At 50.9% G+C, this 21,885-nt stretch carries 19 protein-coding genes and 1 pseudogene; 8 read left to right on the top strand and 12 right to left on the bottom strand.

Annotated features, from left to right (window positions below; all coding sequences use genetic code 11):
- Positions 1–8: 8 nt before the first annotated feature.
- The 6 genes from LU493_RS13655 to LU493_RS13630 are packed head-to-tail and all read left to right on the top strand — an operon-like array spanning position 9 to position 8,731.
- The gene (locus LU493_RS13655; RefSeq protein WP_275288338.1) at positions 9–1,532 is read left to right on the top strand and encodes a type I restriction-modification system subunit M; all 1,524 of its coding nucleotides are present in this window, start codon (positions 9–11) and stop codon (positions 1,530–1,532) included.
- Positions 1,522–2,712 (top strand): restriction endonuclease subunit S, encoded by a 1,191-nt coding sequence (locus LU493_RS13650; protein ID WP_275288337.1) that lies wholly within the window; start codon positions 1,522–1,524, stop codon positions 2,710–2,712. The genes LU493_RS13655 and LU493_RS13650 overlap by 11 nt, the downstream gene beginning before the upstream one ends.
- Positions 2,713–4,008, top strand: coding sequence for a nucleotide-binding domain-containing protein (locus LU493_RS13645; protein ID WP_275288336.1), 1,296 nt, complete (start codon positions 2,713–2,715; stop codon positions 4,006–4,008). It begins immediately after the preceding gene.
- 9 nt (positions 4,009–4,017) lie between these two features.
- The gene (locus LU493_RS13640) at positions 4,018–4,614 is read left to right on the top strand and encodes an SLATT domain-containing protein (protein WP_275288335.1); all 597 of its coding nucleotides are present in this window, start codon (positions 4,018–4,020) and stop codon (positions 4,612–4,614) included.
- A gap of 59 nt (positions 4,615–4,673) precedes the next feature.
- A complete protein-coding gene (locus LU493_RS13635) occupies positions 4,674–7,973 on the top strand; it encodes a type I restriction endonuclease subunit R (RefSeq protein WP_275288334.1) in 3,300 nt (1,099 codons plus the stop codon).
- A complete protein-coding gene (locus LU493_RS13630) occupies positions 7,973–8,731 on the top strand; it encodes a M48 family metallopeptidase (RefSeq protein ID WP_275288333.1) in 759 nt (252 codons plus the stop codon). Before LU493_RS13635 ends, LU493_RS13630 begins: the two co-directional genes overlap by 1 nt.
- A gap of 159 nt (positions 8,732–8,890) precedes the next feature.
- Here the strand turns inward: LU493_RS13630 and LU493_RS13625 are convergent, their stop codons facing one another.
- The gene (locus LU493_RS13625) at positions 8,891–9,133 is read right to left on the bottom strand and encodes a helix-turn-helix domain-containing protein (RefSeq protein WP_275288332.1); all 243 of its coding nucleotides are present in this window, start codon (positions 9,131–9,133) and stop codon (positions 8,891–8,893) included.
- Between the two features lie 86 nt (positions 9,134–9,219).
- Between LU493_RS13625 and LU493_RS13620 the strand changes: the two genes are divergently transcribed.
- Positions 9,220–10,362, top strand: coding sequence for a hypothetical protein (locus LU493_RS13620; protein WP_275288331.1), 1,143 nt, complete (start codon positions 9,220–9,222; stop codon positions 10,360–10,362).
- Positions 10,363–10,749: 387 nt separating this feature from the next.
- On the opposite strand, the gene LU493_RS13615 is transcribed toward LU493_RS13620, so the two are convergent.
- The 9 genes and pseudogenes from LU493_RS13615 to LU493_RS13575 all read right to left on the bottom strand — a co-directional run bounded on the left by LU493_RS13615 (position 10,750) and on the right by LU493_RS13575 (position 18,946).
- Entirely contained in the window at positions 10,750–11,118 is a 369-nt protein-coding gene (locus LU493_RS13615) for a hypothetical protein (RefSeq protein WP_275288330.1), read from the bottom strand.
- A complete protein-coding gene (locus LU493_RS13610; protein ID WP_275288329.1) occupies positions 11,111–12,250 on the bottom strand; it encodes a hypothetical protein in 1,140 nt (379 codons plus the stop codon). Before LU493_RS13610 ends, LU493_RS13615 begins: the two co-directional genes overlap by 8 nt.
- A 557-nt stretch (positions 12,251–12,807) precedes the next feature.
- Positions 12,808–13,065, bottom strand: a pseudogene (locus LU493_RS13605) (YjbQ family protein); the annotation flags it as partial.
- Between the two features lie 113 nt (positions 13,066–13,178).
- A complete protein-coding gene (locus LU493_RS13600; RefSeq protein ID WP_275288328.1) occupies positions 13,179–14,012 on the bottom strand; it encodes a sugar phosphate isomerase/epimerase family protein in 834 nt (277 codons plus the stop codon).
- Positions 14,013–14,076: 64 nt separating this feature from the next.
- A complete protein-coding gene (locus tag LU493_RS13595) occupies positions 14,077–15,078 on the bottom strand; it encodes a TRAP transporter substrate-binding protein (protein WP_275288327.1) in 1,002 nt (333 codons plus the stop codon).
- Between the two features lie 59 nt (positions 15,079–15,137).
- Positions 15,138–16,277, bottom strand: a complete 1,140-nt coding sequence (locus tag LU493_RS13590) for a glycoside hydrolase family 88/105 protein (protein WP_275288326.1) — start codon at positions 16,275–16,277, stop codon at positions 15,138–15,140.
- Between the two features lie 28 nt (positions 16,278–16,305).
- Complete coding sequence (locus LU493_RS13585; RefSeq protein ID WP_275288325.1) at positions 16,306–17,604, bottom strand: TRAP transporter large permease; 1,299 nt, start codon at positions 17,602–17,604, stop codon at positions 16,306–16,308.
- 2 nt (positions 17,605–17,606) lie between these two features.
- Complete coding sequence (locus LU493_RS13580) at positions 17,607–18,092, bottom strand: TRAP transporter small permease (protein WP_275288324.1); 486 nt, start codon at positions 18,090–18,092, stop codon at positions 17,607–17,609.
- A gap of 113 nt (positions 18,093–18,205) precedes the next feature.
- A complete protein-coding gene (locus tag LU493_RS13575) occupies positions 18,206–18,946 on the bottom strand; it encodes an oligogalacturonate-specific porin KdgM family protein (protein WP_275288323.1) in 741 nt (246 codons plus the stop codon).
- Between the two features lie 286 nt (positions 18,947–19,232).
- On the opposite strand from LU493_RS13575, the gene kdgR reads away from it, so the two are divergent.
- Entirely contained in the window at positions 19,233–20,042 is an 810-nt protein-coding gene (gene kdgR / locus LU493_RS13570; protein ID WP_275288322.1) for a DNA-binding transcriptional regulator KdgR, read from the top strand.
- 59 nt (positions 20,043–20,101) lie between these two features.
- On the opposite strand, the gene kduD is transcribed toward kdgR, so the two are convergent.
- Together kduD and kduI are read right to left on the bottom strand one after the other, a co-directional pair.
- The gene (gene kduD / locus LU493_RS13565) at positions 20,102–20,860 is read right to left on the bottom strand and encodes a 2-dehydro-3-deoxy-D-gluconate 5-dehydrogenase KduD (RefSeq protein WP_275288382.1); all 759 of its coding nucleotides are present in this window, start codon (positions 20,858–20,860) and stop codon (positions 20,102–20,104) included.
- Positions 20,861–20,886: 26 nt separating this feature from the next.
- Complete coding sequence (kduI, locus tag LU493_RS13560; protein WP_275288321.1) at positions 20,887–21,723, bottom strand: 5-dehydro-4-deoxy-D-glucuronate isomerase; 837 nt, start codon at positions 21,721–21,723, stop codon at positions 20,887–20,889.
- Positions 21,724–21,885 lie beyond the last annotated feature (162 nt).

The following is a 21,885-nucleotide window of genomic DNA, read 5'->3' as shown; positions in this document are numbered from 1 at the left end:
ATGACTCAATGAGCGAGCAAATCAACCAGGACAGTATCAACAAGGCCCTGTGGGCGGCCTGCGATACGTTTCGCGGCACCATCAGCGCGGACACCTATAAAGATTTCATCCTCACGATGCTGTTTCTGAAGTACATCTCGGATGTATGGCAGGACCACTACGATAGCTACCAAGCCGACTATGGTGATGAGCCGGAGCTGATCGAGGAGTTGATGAAGAACGAGCGTTTCGTCCTGCCACGTGATGCCAGTTTCTACACACTTTGGGAGCACCGACACGAGCCAGGCAATGGCGAGCGGATCGACCGCGCCCTGCACGCCATCGAGGAAGCGAATGGCACCAAGCTCAAGGACGCAAGCAAAAGCGTATTCCAGGATATCTCCTTCAATACCGACAAGCTTGGTGGAGAAAAGCAGAAGAATACGACTCTGCGCCATCTTCTTGAAGATTTTGCCAAACCCGAGCTCAATCTGAAGCCGAGCCGTGTTGGCTCTTTGGATGTGATCGGTAACGCTTATGAGTACCTGATCAAGAACTTCGCTGCCTACGGTGGCCAGAAGGCTGGTGAGTTCTATACGCCACCAGAAGTGTCGGATTTGATTGCTGAGCTATTGAACCCTCAACCGGGTGATACCATCTGTGACCCTGCTTGTGGCTCCGGTTCGCTGCTAATGAAATGTGGACGCAAGGTTGTAGAAAATTACGGAAGCCGTGAATATGCCCTTTACGGTCAAGAGTCGATTAACTCCACATGGGCGCTATGCAAGATGAACATGTTCTTGCATGGCGAAGACAACCACAAGGTTGAGTGGGGCGATACAATACAGAACCCACTTTTGCTAGATAATAATGGTGAGCTAAAGTTATTCGATATAGTTACTGCTAATCCTCCGTTTAGTCTCGATAAGTGGGGTCATGACGAGGCTGTTCACGACAAATTCAGCCGTTTCCGTCGTGGAGTTCCCCCAAAGACCAAGGGTGATTACGCATTCATCCAGCATATGATTGAGACATTGCAACCTGCCTCTGGTCGTATGGGAGTGGTAGTCCCCCATGGCGTACTTTTTCGTGGCTCAAGCGAAGGGAGGATCCGTAAGAAGTTAATCGAAGAGAATCTATTGTATGCCGTAATTGGCTTGCCAGAGAAATTGTTTTACGGCACAGGTATTCCAGCTGCGATTCTAATCTTTAAAAAGAATAAAAAAGATGATTCCGTTCTTTTTATTGATGCTAGTCGTGAGTTTAAACCCGGCAAGAATCAGAATGTTCTGACGAAAAGCAATATTCAGAAGATTGTTGCTACCTACCGTGAGCGAGTCAGCGTAGATACGTATGCGCATCTGGCAACCCACGAGGAGATCCAAGAAAATGACTACAATCTCAACATTCCGCGCTACGTAGATACCTTTGAGGAAGAGGAAGAAATTGACCTGATGGCCGTGCGTAACGAACGAAAGAAGCTACAGTCTCAGCTTACTGATCTTGAAGGTAGAATGGAGCAGTATTTAGAGGAGCTGGGCTATGGTGCCTGAGGGGTGGCATGTTAAAAGCGTTGGAGACATATGCACTTTCATCAATGGGCATGGGTTTAAATCCCAAGATTGGTCTGATTCTGGGCTGCCGATAATTCGCATTCAAAATTTAAACGGTTCCGAGAGTTTTAATTTTTATGATGGTGCCATAAAAAAGCAGTGGCTTGTGAATCCAGGTGATATACTTTTTGCTTGGGCTGGGACTAAAGGAGTTTCATTTGGCGCCAAGCTTTGGAAAGGGCCAAAAGGTGTCCTTAATCAACACATTTTTCGTGTTGAGCCTAAATTAAAAGTTGATCATACTTGGCTTTACTTTGCCATGCTATCAGTTACCAAGCGTGTTGAAGAGAAAGCACATGGTTTTAAGTCTACCCTTGTTCATGTGCAAAAAAGTGATGTGACCGAGCAGGTTGTTCTTGTTCCCCCGCTTGATGAGCAAAAGAAAATCGCTCAAGTCATCTACACATGGGATGAAGCTGTCCGTACTTGCGAAAGGCTTCTCTCTAATAGTCGCCAGCAGAAGAGGGGGTTACTACAACAGCTGCTTAACGGAAAGCGTAGATTTAATTCTGAGTCTGGAAGAGGGTTTCCGGCTTGGAAGGAAGAGAAAGTCGGTAATTTTTTGAGATTACATAAAGAATATGTGCCTGCTTCAACAAAATTGCCGATACTGACTTCTTCTAGGGACGGTCTCTATGAGCAAGAGCGCTCAGTTATAAATGAAGGGAAGTATGGTGTCATACCTTTTGGCTATTTTACATATAGGCATATGAGTGATGATTTAATTTTTAAGTTCAACTTGAATCGAGAGTGGGAAAGGGGGGCTATTAGCAAAGAGTATCCTGTCTTCTCCGCAAGTGGGGTTGATAAGGATTTTCTAGAAGCTCAATTAAATCATGGCGATGCCTTTAAAAGGTTTGCGATTCAGCAAAAGCAAGGCGGTACAAGAACTCGACTGTATTTTAGAAATTTATGTGAATTCAGGTTTGCGGTTCCTTGTCTTGAAGAACAGGAAAAAATTGCTACCGCGCTCTCTGTCGCCAATCAAGAGGTTGAAGTTGTCAAGAAAAAGGTTGAGTGCATCAAACATGAAAGAAATGCTTTAATGCAGCAGCTTTTGACAGGTAAGCGGAGGGTGGGTTCTGGTGATTTTCAATGTGAAAAAGTTGGCGAGGTGTGAATGTCAGTTTCTGATATGTTTAAAGATTTTTTAGACAATCTAAAGGTTGATAACGCCGAGCGGATTAGTAGTCGCTATGGTGAAATCACTGCTAGCCTAAATAAGAAGTTTAGAGACTCCGAGTCCAAAGAGGCAAACTCACTGAGAGTTGGTTCATATGGGCGTTATACCGGCATCAAAGGCATCTCAGATCTTGATATGCTTTATATAATGCCAAAAGGAGCGTGGGATACCTATAAGAATGGGCAGCAGACCCAGCTGTTGACTGATGTTAAGGATGCAATTAAAGCTAGGTATCCGAGTACAAATATTAGAGTTGATCGCTTGGTTGTTACAGTCACATATAAAAACTTCCACGTTGAGGTTCAGCCTGTCTTTGAGAATTTTGATGATGGAGGCAGCTTTTTCAAGTATCCAGACACTTACAATGGTGGAAGCTGGAAAATTACTAAGCCCCGACAGGAAATGCGGGAAATAAAAAAATTAAACGAGCAAAAAAATAGGAATTTGCGTTTATTGTGTAAGATGGGTCGTGCTTGGAAAAACAAGCATGGCGTAGCGATGGGAGGGCTTCTAATTGACACGCTTGCTTATAACTTTATGAAGTCAACGTCATTCTATGATAATAAAAGTTTTCTTTATTTTGACTATTTGAGTAGAGACTTTTTTAACTACTTGGCCGAGCAACCTTGTCAGGATATTTATAAGGCTCCAGGTAGTAATCAGAATGTAAAAGTAAAGAAAAAATTCCAGAAGAAAGCAAGGCAAGCCTACAACTTGTGCTTAAAAGCGATAGATGCAAGGGGAACTGAATCTGAAAATAATAAGTGGAAGAAAGTGTACGGAAGAAGCTTTCCTGCTAAGCAGGGCGTTCAAGAAGCTGTGGCCAAAGCAGGAAGGGGGTGGCGAAACACTGAAGAATTTATTGAGGATACGTATCCCGAAGACATTAAGTTTACTGTTTCTTTGGACTGTGACGTTTCTCAAAATGGCTTTAGAGAGAATTCGCTAATTAATATTATTATGAAAGGGCTGCCACTTCGGCGGCAGAAGAGACTTAACTTTAAAGTGGTTTCTCATGATGTCCCACACCCATTTTCATTAAAATGGAAGGTCTTGAATCGAGGTGAAGAAGCACAAAAAAGAGATTGCATCAGGGGGCAGATAGAAGATGACGACGGCTCTATGAAAAAAAGTGAATCTACTGATTTTAAAGGAGAGCATCTAGTCGAATGCTATGCTGTTAAAGACGGAGTGGTTGTTGCGAAATCAAAAATTGATGTGCCTATCCAGTAGGAGTTAATGGTGAAAAAAAACGATTTGTTAAGAAGCATTGCAGAAAAAGGTTATGATGTTGGTTTTGGGGCAAAAAAGCATTTTGCCACCTATGATATAGTCGAAAAGACGCCGGGGTTCATTAGTTTTATTTCGTTGGCCTTTGGTATTATTGCTCTTGCAATTGATGATATATCAAACAAGCTTGTTTCCTCTGTTTTTATAATTTTAGGCGTTGTGGGTCTCTATGTTTCTTTGAATGATAGTAAGAAGAAGGAGTATGCTGAAGCCGGAGTTGGTATAACTAAGCTTTACTATAGGTTAAAATCTCTCTATTTTAATGTCAAAGCCATGGATGAGTCAGAGGATGGTTCTGGTTATCAAAAGGAACTTTCTGAAATTGAAGAGGAGTTTTATTCGCTCAGTATAAGCAAGCAGATAATGTTTAGCAATTGGTACGCTCATTATAAGTTTTTCTGGGAGCTCCAGATTGACTGGGTTGCTGAGCAGAGAAGATTCCGTTTTTTTAGAGACAAAGTTCCGCTCTCATTCTTGCTATTTGTCTTGGTTGTTATTTTTTCATCTGGGATTTATTTCTCTGACCTTATAAGCTATGTTTGTCGTTAGCTTTTCTCGTGCGCTTGTTATAGCTTCCATTTTAAATAACTTTATATGCAGGGGTGGGGATGAAAATGGATTCTCCAAGGTTTCAAGAAGAGTTCAGCGCTAAACTCCCCGCGCTAACATTATTGTTACAGCAAGGGTGGGGCTTTCTTTCTCCCGAATTTGCCTTGGCTGCTCGCGGTGGCCAATATGATGAAGTCGTGTTGAAAAATATTTTGCGCGAAGAGCTTGGGAAACGTCGCTTTGTCTTTGGCGGTGCAACGCATGCTCTTTCCCAAAATTCGGTCGACAATTTGGTTGCTGAGGTGTGTACGCCCGCATTGAATGAGGGGCTTCTTTCCGCTAACGAGAAACTCTATAATCACCTGCTTTACGGTATCTCGGTAACCGAGTTCGTAGATGGCCGTAAGGCCAGCCCGACTGTAGCGCTAATTGACTGGGATAACCCAGAGAATAACATCTTTCACTTCACAGAGGAGTTCAGCGTTGCTCGCTCGGGAGGCGTGGATACGCGCCGGCCGGATATCGTCTGCTTCGTAAATGGTATCCCCCTGGCGGTGATTGAGGCCAAACGGCCCGACGGCCAGTCTCACAAGGGGCCAACTCTGCAGGAGGGCATTTCTCAGTGCTTACGTAACCAGCGCTATGACGAGATTCCCCAACTCTTCGCATACAGCCAGCTTCTGTTCTCGATCAATGGGCATGAGGGTCGCTATGGCGCCTGCCATACACCAGAGAAATTCTGGGCGACCTGGAGTGAGGAAGACATTTCGGAAGCCGAGATGCATGCGCTCAAGAATGCCCCGCTCTCGGCGCAGCAACTTGATGCGCTCTTCAGTCATCGTCCACCAGCAGACCGCGAATGGTACGAACAGCGCCTGCAGGGCGGCGAACTGGCCGTGACCGGCCAGGACAGGCTCCTCATCAGTCTGCTTTCACCGGGGCGTCTGCTGGAGATGACGCGCTTCTTCACCCTGTTCGATAAGAAGGCCGGGAAGATCGTTGCTCGCTATCAGCAGGTGTTTGGTATCAAGCGGCTGATCGAGCGAATCAACACCAGACGTCCGGATGGTGGACGAGAAGGTGGTGTCATCTGGCATACCACAGGCTCCGGCAAGTCCTTCACCATGGTGTTTCTCAGCAAGGCACTGATCCTGCACGAGTCGCTCAAGCAGTGCCGCTTGGTCATCGTCACCGACCGGATCGATCTTGAGAGCCAGTTGAGTGCCACCTTCACGTCCGGTGGCGAGCTGGCCACCAAGAAGGACAAGGCTGCGGCCATGGCAACCTCTGGCACACGCCTGGCCGAACAGATTGGTAAGGGCAACGAGCGCATCGTCTTCTCGCTGATCCAGAAGTTCAACTCCGCGACCAAGCTGCCGGAGTGCCACAACGAAAGCTCGGACATCATCGTCTTGATCGATGAGGGGCACCGTAGCCAAGGCGGCGAGAACCATATCCGCATGAAACAGGCGTTGCCCAATGCCGCCTTTGTGGCCTTTACGGGCACCCCCCTGCTGAAGGAGGACCGAACCACTAACAAATTCGGCCCCATCGTTCACGCCTACACCATGCAGCGTGCTGTAGAGGATAAGACGGTTTCCCCGTTGCTCTATGAGGAGCGTATTCCCGATCTGGATGTGAACGAGCGGGCCATCGATGCCTGGTTCGAGCGGATCACCGAAGGGCTGGAAGACGCTCAGAAGACCGACCTCAAACGCAAGCTGGCCAGGAAGGGGCAGATCTACAGCGCCGATGACCGTATTCGTCTGATTGCACTCGATATCGCCAACCACTTCGTCAAGCATGTGCCGGAGGGCCTCAAGGGCCAACTGGCATGCGACAGCAAGAGCTCAGCCATCAAGTACAAGAAGTACCTGGACGAAGCTGGATTGTTCGAGTCGGCGGTGGTGATGAGCCCACCGGACACCCGTGAAGGTAACACCGAGGTGGATGAAACCACCTTGCCGGAGGTGCAGCAGTGGTGGAAGGACAATGTCGGCAACCAGGAGGAACAGGTTTACACCCGCAGCCTGATAGAGCGCTTCAACAAGGATGATGACCTCAAGCTGCTGATCGTGGTTGATAAACTGCTGACCGGCTTCGATGAGCCCAAGAACGCGGTGCTCTATATCGACAAGCCGCTTAAGTCCCATAACCTGATTCAAGCTATTGCTCGCGTGAACCGCCTGCATGACAAGAAACGTTTTGGCTTCCTGATCGACTATCGCGGCATTCTGGCGGAGTTGGATACCACCATCGCCAAGTATCAGGACCTGGCTTCACGCACTCAGGGAGGCTTCGATATCAACGATATCGAGGGGCTTTATCACTCCATGGGTACGGAGTACAAGCGGCTGCCGCAGCTCTATACGCAGTTATGGGCGATCTTCGATGGCGTGAAGAACAAGCAGGACATCGAACAGCTACGCCAAGTACTGGTACCGCGCATGGAGACTCTGGAGTCGGCTTTGCCGGGCGCTAAGCCTGAGCTGGTCGATGTGCACCAGAAGGTGCGTGAAGACTTCTATGAGGCGCTGACGGCCTTTGCCAGCTGCCTGAAGGTCGCCCTGCAATCATCCACTTTCTTCGAGGATTCGAGTTTCACCGACGACGATCGTCGTCATTACAAGGACACTCTCAAGCAGTTCTCCAGCCTTCGCCAGCTGGTCAAGCAGGACGCAGGCGAGTCCGTGGACTACGACGACTACGTGGAGCAGGTCAAGAAGCTGCTGGATCGCCATGTGGTAGGTGTCGATATCCAGGAAGCGGACGGGGCCTACGAAGTTAGTCGTATGGGAGCACAGCAGGCGCCAGAAGAGTGGAGCGAGGACAAGACCCGCAACGAGACGGATATCATCAAGACTCGGGTCACCAAGATGATCGAGCAGGACCTCAAGGATGACCCTTACGCCCAGGAAGCCTTCTCGGCGCTTCTGCGCCAGGCCATCGAGGAGGCTGAGAAGCTGTTCGACCACCCCTTGAAACAATATCTTCTTTTCAAGGAGTTCGAGCAGCAAGTCAGCGAGCGCCGACTAGATGAACTGCCTGATGCTTTTCAGGGTAATCGGCATGCGCAGGCGGTGTATGGTGTCTTCAAGCAGGCGTTGCCTAAGGTGCTGTCCAGTGACGACCCCCAGGTTCAACAACTCTGGATCAATCTGGCATTCGAGGCCTGTGAGGTGGTCGACGACGCGGTAGCCGTCCACTCCATCAATCCGCAGAACATCGAAGCCGCGATACGCAAGCAATTGTTGCCGGTGGTCTTCAGGCAGTGCAAGTCCGTGGGCGCAGGTATGGATCAGGCTAAGCAGATCGTGGAGAACATCGTTCAGATCACCCGAGTAGGATTGGCAACATAATGAGCGTGATGATCGCTGATGCCGCTCCCTATGGTCGCGAGCTGGTGTTCCGTTATGGCGACGAATGTATCACCATCCGGCGCCTGGCCCGGTCCCAAGGCATCAATCGGGTACTGATCAAGGTCCATCCAGATACGCGTGTCGAAGCCCTGGCCCCACGAGAAGCCAGTGACGATGAGGTGCTCGATGCAGTCCGGCAGCGGGCGCGGTGGATCTATCAACAGCTGCGCCAGTTTCGCGCTCAGAATGAATACGTGATCCCGCGCCGCTATGTGAGTGGCGAAAGCCATTACTACCTGGGCAGGCAGCACCTTCTGAAAGTGATCGAGACGCTGACGGAGCGGCAAGGTGTCAAGCTGCTACGCGGTCGGCTGGAGGTGCGCATTCGCCATAAGCGGCCTGACAAGGTCAAACAGCTACTGGCACGCTGGTATCGGGAGCGTGCGGGTGAGGTGTTTGGGCGGCGGCTCGACGCCTTGCTGGAACAGGCGCTCTGGGTCTCTGAGCGGCCACCGATGCGGGTGCAGGCCATGCAAACGCGCTGGGGAAGCTGCTCGCCTCAAGGGCGTCTGACGCTGAATCCGCACCTGGTGAAGGCGCCGCGGGAATGCGTAGATTACGTCATCCTGCATGAGCTGTGTCACATCGCGGAGCATAACCATAGCGAGCGATTCTATCGCCTGATGGGGCAAGTGATGCCACAGTGGGAGGGCATCAAGGCCAGACTGGATGACATGGCAGGCAGGCTGATCGACTGAGGGAGGCTGGTATGGCGCACGGATCGGGTAAGCCGGAGGCCGGGGAACAGGGTCAGTTCCGGCGTCTCAACGCGCAGGAGCTTCAGGAGCTACGTGATGAGATGCGAGATGCTGGCCACTGGATGAAAGCGCAGCTCAGGAAGAAGCGACGAGGGCTCGTCAATCAGAAGAAGACACGCTAGGGGTTGCGGTGCGGGGGAAGAGGTCGGCGACCTCGATGCCGAGGGCTTCGCTGATCTGGTAGATCTTGGTCAGGGTGATGTTCTTCTCGCCGCGCTCGATGTGGCCCATATAACTTCGGTCCACCCCGGCCAGTGCAGCCATGGCCTCCTGAGATAACCCTCTGTTTTTGCGGAGCTCTCTGACCCTCTGGCCGAATGCCACCAGCTTCTCGTTCCGCATCTGTCCCGCTCCATCCAAAGGATGGAACTATCACGGCCCACTGCATACAATTCCACGGACTATGATTCCCATTTGGAGTAGCCTGGATGCAGTTGGAGATTCTCACTGATGATGAGCTGAACGCTCGCATCTGCGCGGACTACTGGCGACAGACTGAGGAAGGTGAGTTTGCGCTCAAGATACGCGAGATTGCGACCGCTCATGGGATGAAGCCCCATGTGGTCAGTAAGTTCGTCGAGCGGCACGCCTTCGTATGGCGGGAAGACATCTGCTGTGGGCGTTGCAAACAGCCGTACCGCTTTGGCACCCGCAGCCAGTATCAGGAGCGCCGCTGGTTTCAGAATCGGATCTGCAAAGCATGTATAGACGCTGAGCGCCAAGCCATCGCCGACGAGAAGAGGGGCTTGATCCTGAAAATGCGGCAGTCGGCGGAAAACAACACGCCAGACCCAGCAACGCTAGACCTGACCAGCAAAATCTATCTGTTAGCTGCGATTCAGGCGTTAGGCGACGAGCAATTCACTACCATTGAGCCGCTAGACGACTATCCTACCTGCACGTTGTCACCTGATTCTGTCTACGATCACAAGGTCCTTCGGCATTTGATTGACAACCACCTACTGTTAATCTGCCTGGGCACACGCCTTGAGGCGGTCGAGCTTCACGAGGATGATCGATTTAGTGTCGATCTCGGAGAGTGTGCGTTTAACCTTGCTTTGGACGCCGATCATGTTACGGCGCTGGTCAATGAGTTTTTCGATGAGGAAATCATACAAGGCGTCAGACAAGCACCGGAATTCGTCGCGCTATGCAAGGAAGTCCAACTGAATGAATGCCTCGGTTTTCTGAAGACTATTCTGGAGGATCATCAGCTGTACTTGTCGCCGGGGGAGAAGACTCGACAGGTTATAAGCCAGTGCTTAGAGAAATTCAGTGTGGCCCAGGTCTACAACTTCATTTGGCGAGCTACCAAGGACGCAGCCGCCTATTACATGCGAAGCTCTATCAGTAAAAGGCAAGCTGCCAACTCAGTCGTAGGGAATATCTCACGGAACATGGAGCGGGCTGTGGCCAACGATTGGGATGTAAAACCGTTCCATAGGAACTATAATCTTCCGCAGTCCTCTCTGAGTCGCATAATCTTCAACATGGTCTTGGGGACTGATGACGGTGGGTTTGAATGCCCATTACATGAGCTAATTAAGCAGGAAAATCCTTTATCAGTGTAGAGGCTCGGAGGAACCATCACCAACCAAATAGGAGAACGTTGGCAGCTATGGGCGATGACAGTAAAGATACGGAAAGGGATTGGGTAGATCCTGACGATGCGCCGGAGCTCGATGATCAGTGGCTTGAGGGAGCATATCACTACCATGGCAGACGACTACTGAAGCGGGGTTATGGTCGGGACCCTTTCAAAGGTCTCGAGAGAGAAGGTGATGAAAAGCAAGGCTAATGCCTTGCTTCGGGGAGCGGGAAGGTAAAGGGATGAGAATATGGTAAGGCCTTGACTTGCCAAGAGCTAATATGCGAAGCATATGCATATCATCAGGAATAAACCCGCCTTGCGGCGGGTTTGCATGCAGACTCCCGTTAAAGGCGGGCTTTTAATTTCACTATTTTTTGTAGAGCCAATCCCGTTCTTGAGCAACCTTTGTGATCTTCTTTGCTTTTTTAGAGATTTGGCCATTTGAAAGATCTGAATAATCAATCACAGCATGCTCTGGAAATGGCGCTGGATCTGAGTTGGCTGTAAGGTCTTGCTCTTTACACTCTTCGACAGTAACACCCATAACTCCGCTTGAGGAGCAGTCCAGCGAGTCTTCAAAGTGATGAAGAGAATCTTGAGGAGAAATCATGTCTCCATCATAGACTGATAGTAAATCTTCATCTTTGGGGGTGGGCTTGAAAGCTTGTGAGGTGACCCTGCCATCCCTAATGAAGTTTGGGTTGATTTGACGAAGAAGAATTGTCGAATCATTCATTTTTTTCCTGCCCTTCAGCCTCACGCAGCTTCGATGTCACAAAAGCCCACTTTTCCTCGTCATCAAGATCCAGTCTCTCTTCATAATCACTATCAGAGCTTATGTCAAGATAATGCCAATATCCTTGATGATTTTTGAGATCAATCTCTAAGCTTATTTCTTGTTCACCAATACTCCATTCCACTTGTACCCCTCCTTCGGGAGTGGGGTATACATAAGGTTGAGGAAGGTCGTCTTCATACAGGTTTGAAAAACAGCTTATGAGCCAATCTAAACCAGATTTACATGGGGCAAGCCCTTTTCCATCCAACCAGAAGTCCCTCAGGTTTTTGAGCTCTTCCAGCTGAACCTGGACTTCGGTAGAGGTTAAAATTGTGATCTGGTCTGTTTCAATAACCTCTTTAAGTTGGTCATTTCTATTAAACCTGCCAACCCCTTTGATAGAGACATACCCTCCATCCCGATAGGCATTATTGGCATGGAGAATATCATTCACATGGAATGAAGACATTCGCCCCATTATTTTCTGACCAGTAGTAAGCTGAATATCATAGGTCAGATTTATTTGATCAACACCGAAAACTTTTCCAAGTATAGATATGTTGTCTGTCAATCCATCAGACTTAGACAGCATTATCAACTTCTTTCTTGTCGAACGGTTGAGCGGGGCTTTTCTATCGAGGTTTTCAGGGGAGAACTCGATGCGCTCGTCATCAAGCAACATTCTTCCAAAGCGGTCAAAATACCCCAACAGGTGGCTAGGAAGATGATCTATGACATTCTCGTCATTGGCGGCTGCGTCAATGGCAGAGATAATTGAGTCCCGAGCTCTCATGAAATAATCTTCTGCCAGAGCTGGGACCAAGTCATGAGATGACTCATGAACATGCATGTCAATGATCGGCTGGGCACTTCCTTTTTCTATTTTAGTAATTTCTAAGTATATGTTATCAGTGAATTTTTTTGGCGCCCTCATGCGACTGGGATTGTCTTGAAGATAGAGCCACTTGGCTACATCAATGACAAATTCCTCAAAAACAGAAAAGTCTTTCAGGATCATCAAAGGAAGTGCATGATCATCATAACGCTTGCCTACCAGTCTTGGTTTAAGCAAGTTGACTCGCTTAAACATAGCGCCACCATTTCATTAATTTGTATTTTTGCTTAATCATCACGTCCCTACCATATCCTAATCTATTGGGTGCTATCTAATAAGACTAATAATGTTGAGAGCGTACGTGTAAAGTTTATACTCTTTGTATTATATGACACAAAAGGGGATCCTTCAATGCGTCGCGCGAAATTAGAAGTGCTGTGTGTTGTAGCGATCTTGAAATACAGGGATTAGGTCTTGATCTTGAGCAGTATGGAATAAGCTTCTATTCTCTAAAGGTTGCGAATTTTTTATGCTGTCACCTTGTCCTCGCAAAGTTTGAGATGGAGTCTTTTTAGAGTGAGTTAAGTAGTGAGGCTCTTACTCCTTTTCCTAAAGCTTTTATATAGTATTGCTTCGGAATGTGTCATTTTTTAATGATTTCATTACCTAGCGTCAGAGCATAGCTTTGGAAAGCCTCATTTTGGATCGCATGGTCATCTTACAGCGGCTAGGAATGAGGAGTAACTGCATAGGAGGTGTCCATATAAAACTATATGTCCATATCCGGCAAGGAGCCCTTATATAACCCGTACGTCCGGGCCCTCCAGGGTATGGCGGAAATAGGGCAGGTCACCCGGCACCCTGTCGCGCAGGAAGGCATCCATGTCGTGGCGGACATCGGGGTCGGCGTTCTCGTTGAGGGTCAGCGAGGCAGAGGTATGCAGGAGCTGCAGATGCAGCAGGCCAACCTTCAAGCTGGCCAGCCGGGGGACGGCCTCGGTGACCTCGTCAGTGATCAGGTGAAAGCCCCGCGAACGTGGCGCGAGGCGGATTTCTTGCTGGTCCCACATGGTCGCTTCCCCTTGCTTGCACGGATATCCGTCGCAGGATAGGGGATATCATACGATAGGGGATAGCCATACCCCACCTCTGGCCCGTCGAGAGCGGGCAATACCTGGCCACGTCAGCAGGAATTAAGAAAATGAACGGCATCCTCGATATGCTCGGGGCTTGTTTCATCGAGAATGATATTGATGTGCGGGCTAAGATGCTCAAGGACAACCTTGTAATTCATGAGCCCCTTTCCCACCGGAGCAGGGACTATACGACCATCTTCGATGGTGAAATCCTTGGCGTGGATGACAGCAATGCGGTCTCCCCACAATGAAAAGGCCTCAGACAAGATTTCATCCTGTCGTTCGTGATTATCGGCCGTCAACAGATTGACTGGGTCGAATATCACTTGCAAGTTGTTGGATCCCGTCTCGTCGAGCAAGCGTTTCATCGTCCTGGGGGAATGGATTGGATGGTTGACGCCCGGCTCGATACCTACGATGATGCCGAATTTTTCGGCCTCATCGACGAGTTCTCTGACACTGGACAACACTTCTTGAAAAGGTTCTTCATGAAAATTTTCTTCAGTGTATATGATATCGGGATTGACGTTGCCTGTTTCAGTGCCAACAATCCCGCATCCGAAATCCCTGGAATACCGAATATGCTCCTTGAACCTTGATAGCGCAGAGAAGCGTTCGTCGGGGTCTGGATGGATTATGTTGGCATAACAGCCAAGTACCGAAATTTGAATATCGCGACGTCTGAATGCCGTTCCGACAAGGTGCGCCATGCCCGGATTCAATGTTCCCGGCCTTGTGTCAAAATCGAACGACTTGTTCAGGGCCAATTGCACCGATCCAAGTCCTCGGTCGGCCACATTATTTACCAGGCTCTCCAGAGGCTGCTTGGGCAGGTCGTGTGCTCTGATGCCTATATTCAATGTTCTGTTCATGCTCTTCATGCTGATGTGTCGAGTGTTGAAAGAGATATTGCCAGGCGTGCTGGCAATATCTCGTCGGGAAGAATCAGTTGCTGACGGAATCTCTGATCTTCTGGTAAAGCGAATATTGCTCTGGATGACTTTCGAGGTCGTCGTACATCGGCTGCACGGCCTCCTGGAAGGGGGCGATATCAACTTCGTTGATCTCGACGTTGAATTCATCCTTGATACTGTTTCTCGCTTCCTCGACAGACTGAGACCACTTCTCCAGTTGGAATTCAGTCGATTCATCGATAGCCGACATGACGGCTTCTCGCTGAGAGTCCGTCAAGCTGGAAAGCGTATTGCTGTTGAACAGGATGATGTCGGGAATCCGCGTATGACCGTCAAGGGTATAGTAATCGACAACCTCACCATGGCGTGCAGTCGTAAGGGCAAATTCATTGTTTTCCGCGCCATCCAGAATACCCTGTTGTAGAGCGGTATATACTTCCTCCTGGGCCATCACGACAGGTGAAGCCCCAAGGAGCTCCATGGTATTGACGGACTTTTCACTTTGCATGACCCGAATCTTCTTGCCTTCCAGGTCAGACACACCATTGATTGGATCGTCCTTTGTATAAAAGTTGCGTTGGCCAGAGTCGTACCAGCCGACACCGACGAACCCCTGATCCTTCGTCGATTGGTATACGTCATCCATGATGTCGGGATTGTTCATCACGTTATGAAAATGTGTCTCTCCATCGAATAGGTAAGGCATGGAGAAAACGCTGTAGAGTGGTGAAAAACTTCCCATCAGGCCACCGGATACCTTGGTCATGTCGATCGCACCAGTCTGTAGAAGCTCGACGAGCTCGCTTTCTCCGCCCAACTGGCTATCCGGGAAGTAGGTGACACTGATAGATCCACCTGACTTTTCCTCGACAAGGGAGCCAAACTTGGCGAGGGCGTCCTTGACGGGTTGAGAGTTCTGGGCATAGGCCAGCTTGAGAGTGACGCTATTCTCGGCATATGCCGCTGATGTTCCCAATGTCAGGGTGGCGAGTGTTGCGGCGATCAGTGTCTTTTTGTGAGCTGGTATGGTCATGATGTCTCCTTTCTTTGGATTTGTTGGTGAGTTCATGGCCCAACAGGGCCAAGGGAATGCTACAAGTATGTCCTCAAGTATTCGGAGAGGCACAAGATTGCCATGGCCTGGCCATAGGGCATGGAGGTCAAAGGGATGGTTCGGTAATAGTCGAGGTCGTCTCCCATGGCGGTGCCGAAAGAGACTTGCGCCAACTCACCATCCGGGGTGATGTGCTGAATGACACTCTTGGTGGCTTTTTCGGCTACTTCGTAGTAGGAGGCATCGAGATAACGCATCCGGACCGCCTTGAGAATGCCATACGCAAAGCCGGCCGTTGCCGATGCCTCAAGGTAGGAGGATGGATCGTCAAGCAGCGTATGCCATAGACCGGATTCCGATTGCCACTGGGTCAGTATCTCGACCTGGGACTCCAGGACCTGGATGAGAAAACGTCGAATGGGGTCGTGAGGAGATAGGTCGAGGAGCTCAAGAAACTCGGGAATGACGATCGTCAACCAACTATTGCCACGCGCCCAGCGAGCCTTGGCGAAGTTATGATTGCCCTCGAACGTCCAGCCATGGAACCAGGCGCCCGTCTCCCGATCCATGAGATACTGGATGTGTACCAGAAACTGGTATTTCGCCTCTTCCACGTAGTCCTGTCTATCGAGGAGCCGTCCAATCTTGGCCAACGGCAGCACGCTCATCATCAAGGTGTCGTCCCACAGCTGCTGATGGTTCTCGCTGTTGTAGACGACGTGCTGTAGACCACCCTTGTCAGTGCGCGGCATATCGTGCATGACCCAATCCGCCCAGGCCTGCAGGTACGGCAACCACTCCTTGCGACCCGTTTCCTCGTAGCGATAGGCGAGGGTCAGGAAGGGACACACGGTATTGACATTCTTGGTGGCCAGTCGCTCGGCAAAGCGGTTGCGGAACCAAACATCGATGATGGCCAGTGCTTCGGTATCGTCGGTTTGCTCGTAGTACTTGTAGATACCGTACAGGCCGATACCGTGGGTCCATTCCCAACCAGCCCATCCTTTCGTGTCTATGGTTCGGCCATCATCAAGATGAAGCAGGAACTCGCCGGTCTCGTCCTGTATATTGACCAGGTTGTCGATGGTCTTCTTGATCAATTCCGTAACATCATCCCTGGAGATGAAGCGCTCTTCTTGCCTCAGGATCGGACTGTGCTTGACGCTAAATGTTTTCATATCGTTCTCTCATGTTTTGATTTTTAAATTAGAGGCCCATCATCATGGGAAGGAATAGCGTGATTTCCGGTATGAAGGTGATGAGTAGCAGGACTGCAAGGATGACCAGGTAAAAGGGCAGGAGAGGGATAAGCAGATTCTCGACTTTCTCCTTGGCGATGCCGGCACCAATGAACAGCCCAGTTCCAACAGGTGGCGTAATCGTTCCAATACAAAGATTGAATACCATGATGATCCCGAAATGTATCGGATCGATATTAATTGCAGATGTGATGGGTAGAAGAATCGGAGTGAAGATCAAGATGGCCGGGCCAATATCCATGAAGCACCCGATAACCAGCAGTAAAGCGGTGATGATCAACAATATGGCAGCAGGGTTGTCGGAAAAACCGAGAATGGCGGAGCTGATCGCTGTGGGCAACCCCGTGATGGACATGGCGAATGACATGGCTGAAGAGGCTGCAAGGAGGAACATGATAACGCCGGTCGTCTCGGTGGCCTTGATCAATGAGTCGATGAAAGCGCGTAGACCAATGGTCCGGTAGACGACGACGGTCAAGAATATCGTGTAAATGACGGCAATGGCAGATGCCTCAACAGCCGTGAAGATACCAAATACGATACCGCCAATGATGATGGCAATGAGCAGAAGGCTGGGGAGCGCCTGAAGGACGACAGTCTTGATCGAATTTTCACGCAGGTCCAGCCTCACCGTGTAGTTCCGATACTTTGCGATGACCAGGGCAACCAGGATGCAACCGGCACCCCATAGACAACCCGCTACGAGGCCACCGGCAAATAGGGCTGAAATTGAGGTACCGCCGCTGGCCAGTGCATAGAGAATAAAGGAGGTTGTCGGAGGAATCAGCATGCCCGTAGGTGCCGAGGCGATATTGGCGGATGCAGAGAATGGTCGGCTATAACCTTCCTTTTCACTCATGGGGACCATGACGCCCCCGATAGAGGTTGATGCGGCAATCGCGGATCCTGAAATCGCCCCAAACATCATATTGCCTACAATGTTGGTGTGCGCCAATGACCCAGGAATGCCTGCACTGAAGAGCTTGGCAAAATTTACCAGACGAAGGGCAATTCCTCCATTGTTCATGAGAACACCGGAGAGAATGAAGAAGGGCACAGCCAGCAGAGTAAAACTATCCAGACTCGATGCCATTTTCTGTGCCGTTGTGAAAATGGCAATATCTGCTGGTAACTCAAGAAGTATCGTTATTGCCGAAGAAGCTGCGATACAAATTCCAATTGGTACCCCAATGATGAGGAGCCCAATGAAAGACAAGATGAGAACGAGACCTGCATCCACCATCATGGTTACTGACTCCTGGAAATCTGTGAATTTTTGTATATTTTCAAGCAGTTAAGAAGGCAGTAAACAACGATGATAGATCCGGAAACGGGGAGTGAAAGGTAAATCAAGCCTTTCGGGATGTTGAGCATGGGATATATCTGGGACATCGTGTTGGATGCTGCTTGAAATCCACCATGTATCATCACAAAGGCTGCAAAGACAATGAACAGGATTTCTGTCAAAAGATTAGATGCAACTTTCCATGTTCCGGTCAGCCTGTCGGTAAACAGTGTCAAGCTTACGTGCTCTCGACGCCCCGCAACATAGGCGATAGCGAGCATCGACAGCCATATCAAGGAACAGCGAAGAAAGGCTTCCGAGATTGTGCTGGGGCTGTTGAGAACATAACGACTGATGACCTGCCAGCTGGCAGTTACCACCATCACCATGAACAGAAAGCAACAAACAGTCTGGAGGCTTCGATCAATTGCGGTTCGTACTTTTTGCATGCTTCCTCTCCTGGGCTTTAACTTTTCATGCCACTGTCAGGTTTTGTAGGTCATTTTGCTCTCTGGTTGAAGTCGATTGTGGCATGGGAAAAACATTCCCATGCCCAGGGTGACTAGAATTTGTGCTGATAGCCAATCAGCCAGGAGCTGTTGCGCTGCCCAGGATCCATCGACGCTTGGTCGCTATTCTTGTCCCGGCGAATATAGCCCCCGAAAAGCGTGTTTTTGGCATCGAGCGTATGGAATACAAGAAATTCCTGTTCGAGATAGTCACGATCCCCGGTGCCAAAATCGGGTGAATCATCTTCATGCTTGAAGTGGTAATGAGGGTTGTAAAGGAGCATCCAGTCATCGTTGATATCATAACTGGCATACAGGTCTATCCTGCCCGCCGTGCCTTCTTTAGCTGTTTCATGAGTCGTTTCCTGTTCGTAGCGGTAACGTCCGGAAAGACTCCAGCCATCGCCTTGATAACCTACTTTGATGGCAGCCAGGGCACGCGTTAGATTCGAGCGGAACTTTGCACCCAGCTGCGGTGTCAATGACCACCGGTTATCTGCGCCCAGATTATAGGAAGGAAAGGCGTAGTTGACGAAGCCTTCGTCGTGTTTTGGCCAGCCACTTTCATGTACACCTTCCTGCCAGTACCAGGATTTTTCAAGTGTCAGGGAGGAGGTGTCATCAAAGACACGGGTGACCGCCACCTTGGGGAGCGTCAGGGCATGACTATTGGTGGTATGTTCCAGTTTCATCGTCAGGATGTCGTCGGCAGCGAGAGACGGTCCTGCCAGAAACATCGTCATGCAGGCTGTGGCGGTACCGATGAACCATCTCGACGGGTATGTGGCTCGCATGTCAGCTCCATTGTTGGTTTTGTGTGAATTGTCCTGATCGGGCCGAAAGGGGGGGTGTCCTTGCCGGGTCCACGTGGCGGGAAATGTCGCTTTCCACGTTTCAATCCCTTGGGCCACTAAAAAAGTAACAATGTTCCTATAAAAATGAAATGGTGTTTCTTTTATACTTTGGTCGGTGCTATAGGCGTCCTGGACGGGTCGATGACACGAGACAGGTAGCGATGGGAAGCGTTTTGCGTTAAATTCAGACCATGATTCCAATTTTTGTGAAACGAGGGGTGGGGCTATGGCAGCGTCGCAAAAACCCGACAATGTAGCCGCCGTCATGAAGGTGTTCGGGATTCTCGAAGGGTTGGCCGAGCAAAGGGAAATTGGCCTGTCCGAGCTTTCCCAGCGTGCTGTCACATCGAAAAGCACCGCCTATCGCTTCCTGCAGACGATGAAAGAGCTGGGCTATGTCAGTCAGGAAGAAGAGTCGGAGAAGTATGCATTGACCCTGAAGCTCTTCGAGCTGGGGTCTTCTGCTCTGCAGCATGTCGATTTGACGCGCCTGGCCGACGTGGAAATGCGCAAGCTCTCCGAGGAGACCCACGAGGCGATCCATCTGGGGGTTCTGGATGATGATCCCCGGCAGATCATGTACATCCACAAGTACAGTTCTCAGTACAATCTGTGCATGCAGTCGCGTATCGGTCGTCGAAACCCGGTGTATTCAACGGCGATGGGGAAGACGCTTCTGGCCTGGATGGAGCAGGAGCGGGCAAGGGAAGTGCTCGAGTCCGTGGATTTCGAACCCCATACCGAACACACCCTGACCAGCGTGGAAGCGGTCATGGGCGAATTGCCCGAAATCAGAAAAGAGGGTGTGGCGGAGGATCGGGAAGAAGCCGAGCTTGGTGTGCGGTGCCTGTCGGTTCCGGTGTTCGACCGTTTCGGCCATGCGGTGGCCGCCTTGAGCCTGTCATTCCCCGTGGTGCGCTATGACACAAAGAAACGAGCCGAATACGTGCGCTTGTTGCATGAGGCCGGCAAGCGCATTTCCGAGGGGCAGGGGTGCCACGAGTATGCCTTCGAAGACCGCTCCCTGGCTGTCTGATGAACGCGCTCTCGGCCGGACGCAGCCGACAGGCTGCGTCCGGTCTATCGGATGGGGCGCTATCTGGCCAGCCACCCTCCATCTACTGCAAGAGTATGCCCGTTGACGTAGTTCGACGCGTCCGAGGCTAGAAATACCGCGGCTCCGGCGAGGTCTTCGGGAGCTCCCCAGCGTCCGGCGGGTATCCGGCCAAGGATCTCGCGACTGCGCTCGGGGTCGTTGCGCAATGCTTCTGTATTGTTGGTGGCCATATAGCCGGGAGCGATGGCATTGGTGTTGATGCCGTGAGAGGCCCATTCGTTTGCCATCAATCGGGTCACCCCCAGGACGCCGCTCTTCGAAGCCGTATAGGAAGGGACCCTGATGCCCCCCTGGAAGGACAGCATCGAGGCGATATTGATGATCTTGCCTCGCCGCTGTCCTTCGATGCAGGTCCGGGCGAAGGCCTGGGAAAGGAAGAACAGGTTCTTGATGTTGACGTCCATGACGTCGTCCCAGTCTTGTTCGGTGAACGTCAGAGCATCCGCGCGGCGGATGATGCCGGCATTGTTGACCAGGATATCGGCACCGCCGAAATGTTCCTCGGTCTGGGCGAGGATGTCGTCGATCGGCGTCGTGTCGGCCAGGTCGGCTTCCACGGACAAGAATGCCACGCCCATCGCCTCGACGTGTCGTCGGGTCTCTTCAGGTGGGCGACGGTTGACGGCCACGATGTTGCATCCTGCACCGGCCAGGCCCAGCGCCATGCCCTGGCCCAGGCCGGTGTTGCTGCCGGTGACGATGGCGGTCTTGCCGCTCAAATCGAAAAGCTGGCTCATCTGACTCATGGAGACCTCCTTTCAGCTCAGCGCAGTTCCGACATGGCAACGTGGTCCATGTCGGGGAAGGTCTGGTTCTCGCCGACCATGGCCCAGATGAAGGTGTAGCTGCCGGTGCCTACGCCGGAATGCAGCGACCAGCTTGGAGACAGAACCGCCTGGCGGTTGCGCACGACCAGGTGCCGGGTCTCCTGGGGCTCCCCCATCATGTGGAAGACCAGGCTGTCGTCGGCCATGTCAAAGTAGAAATAGGCCTCCATGCGTCGCTCATGAGTATGACAGGGCATGGTGTTCCACAGGCTGCCTTCCTCGAGGCGGGTCATCCCCATCAGAAGCTGGCAGGTGGGGAGCACATCCGGCACCAGGTACTTGTAGATGGTTCGGCGATTGCTGTTGGCTGTGTCGCCCAGAGTCTGGGGCGATGCATCCTCGAGGGTCACCTTGCGAGTCGGATATGCCTGGTGAGCAGGCGCGCAAGTCATGTAGAAAGCGGCCGGGCTATCGGCGTTCTGGCTTTCGAACTGGACATCACGGCTACCCTTGCCGATATAGAGACCTTCGTGGGTGCTGACCTCATGACGCGTGCCATCTACGACCACGGTTCCCGGGCCGCCAATGTTGATGGTGCCGAGCTCGCGGCGCTCGAGGAAGAAATCGGTTCCGGTCTGCTGGCCAAGAGATGCGGGGATGGTCACGGCTTCCCCAACCGGTTGGGCGCCTCCGATGATGATGCGATCGATGTGGCTGTATACCAGCTTGAGCTGATTGTCGACGAACAACTCTTCAATCAGGAACTGGTCACGAAGTCCCTGGGTGTCGAGGGTCTTGGCATGTTCGCTGTGGATCGCCTGACGAATCTCCATGCGTTCTCCGGAATCGGTGGTTCTATAAAATTGAAATGCAAGTTCAAAATAGCATCGTCGCCATGATGGATCAAGACGGCCATCGTCTGGCCGGCGGAGAGGATCATCGGAGTTCGGTAAGCGATGGCCGTCCCGCGGACTTGCGGCAGGCCGTCAGAGGGG

It is taken from the genome of Halomonas elongata (assembly GCF_029081005.1).
GTDB lineage: Bacteria > Pseudomonadota > Gammaproteobacteria > Pseudomonadales > Halomonadaceae > Halomonas > Halomonas elongata_B.
The sequence above is the reverse complement of the archived record's forward strand: the minus strand, read 5'-3'. Positions and strand labels throughout refer to the sequence as shown.

Excerpts from the sequence above, each read along its gene's own strand:
- kduI (WP_275288321.1), bottom strand. The coding sequence starts at position 21,723 with ATGGAGATTCGTCAGGCGATCCACAGCGAACATGCCAAGACCCTCGAC.
- LU493_RS13650 (WP_275288337.1), top strand. The coding sequence starts at position 1,522 with ATGGTGCCTGAGGGGTGGCATGTTAAAAGCGTTGGAGACATATGCACT.
- kduD (WP_275288382.1), bottom strand. The coding sequence starts at position 20,860 with ATGAGCCAGCTTTTCGATTTGAGCGGCAAGACCGCCATCGTCACCGGC.
- LU493_RS13580 (WP_275288324.1), bottom strand. The coding sequence starts at position 18,092 with ATGCAAAAAGTACGAACCGCAATTGATCGAAGCCTCCAGACTGTTTGT.
- LU493_RS13595 (WP_275288327.1), bottom strand. The coding sequence starts at position 15,078 with ATGACCATACCAGCTCACAAAAAGACACTGATCGCCGCAACACTCGCC.
- LU493_RS13575 (WP_275288323.1), bottom strand. The coding sequence starts at position 18,946 with ATGCGAGCCACATACCCGTCGAGATGGTTCATCGGTACCGCCACAGCC.
- LU493_RS13655 (WP_275288338.1), top strand. The coding sequence starts at position 9 with ATGAGCGAGCAAATCAACCAGGACAGTATCAACAAGGCCCTGTGGGCG.
- LU493_RS13615 (WP_275288330.1), bottom strand. The coding sequence starts at position 11,118 with ATGAATGATTCGACAATTCTTCTTCGTCAAATCAACCCAAACTTCATT.
- LU493_RS13645 (WP_275288336.1), top strand. The coding sequence starts at position 2,713 with ATGTCAGTTTCTGATATGTTTAAAGATTTTTTAGACAATCTAAAGGTT.
- LU493_RS13600 (WP_275288328.1), bottom strand. The coding sequence starts at position 14,012 with ATGAAGAGCATGAACAGAACATTGAATATAGGCATCAGAGCACACGAC.
- LU493_RS13630 (WP_275288333.1), top strand. The coding sequence starts at position 7,973 with ATGAGCGTGATGATCGCTGATGCCGCTCCCTATGGTCGCGAGCTGGTG.
- LU493_RS13620 (WP_275288331.1), top strand. The coding sequence starts at position 9,220 with ATGCAGTTGGAGATTCTCACTGATGATGAGCTGAACGCTCGCATCTGC.
- LU493_RS13585 (WP_275288325.1), bottom strand. The coding sequence starts at position 17,604 with ATGATGGTGGATGCAGGTCTCGTTCTCATCTTGTCTTTCATTGGGCTC.
- LU493_RS13625 (WP_275288332.1), bottom strand. The coding sequence starts at position 9,133 with ATGCGGAACGAGAAGCTGGTGGCATTCGGCCAGAGGGTCAGAGAGCTC.
- LU493_RS13635 (WP_275288334.1), top strand. The coding sequence starts at position 4,674 with ATGAAAATGGATTCTCCAAGGTTTCAAGAAGAGTTCAGCGCTAAACTC.
- LU493_RS13590 (WP_275288326.1), bottom strand. The coding sequence starts at position 16,277 with ATGAAAACATTTAGCGTCAAGCACAGTCCGATCCTGAGGCAAGAAGAG.
- kdgR (WP_275288322.1), top strand. The coding sequence starts at position 19,233 with ATGGCAGCGTCGCAAAAACCCGACAATGTAGCCGCCGTCATGAAGGTG.
- LU493_RS13610 (WP_275288329.1), bottom strand. The coding sequence starts at position 12,250 with ATGTTTAAGCGAGTCAACTTGCTTAAACCAAGACTGGTAGGCAAGCGT.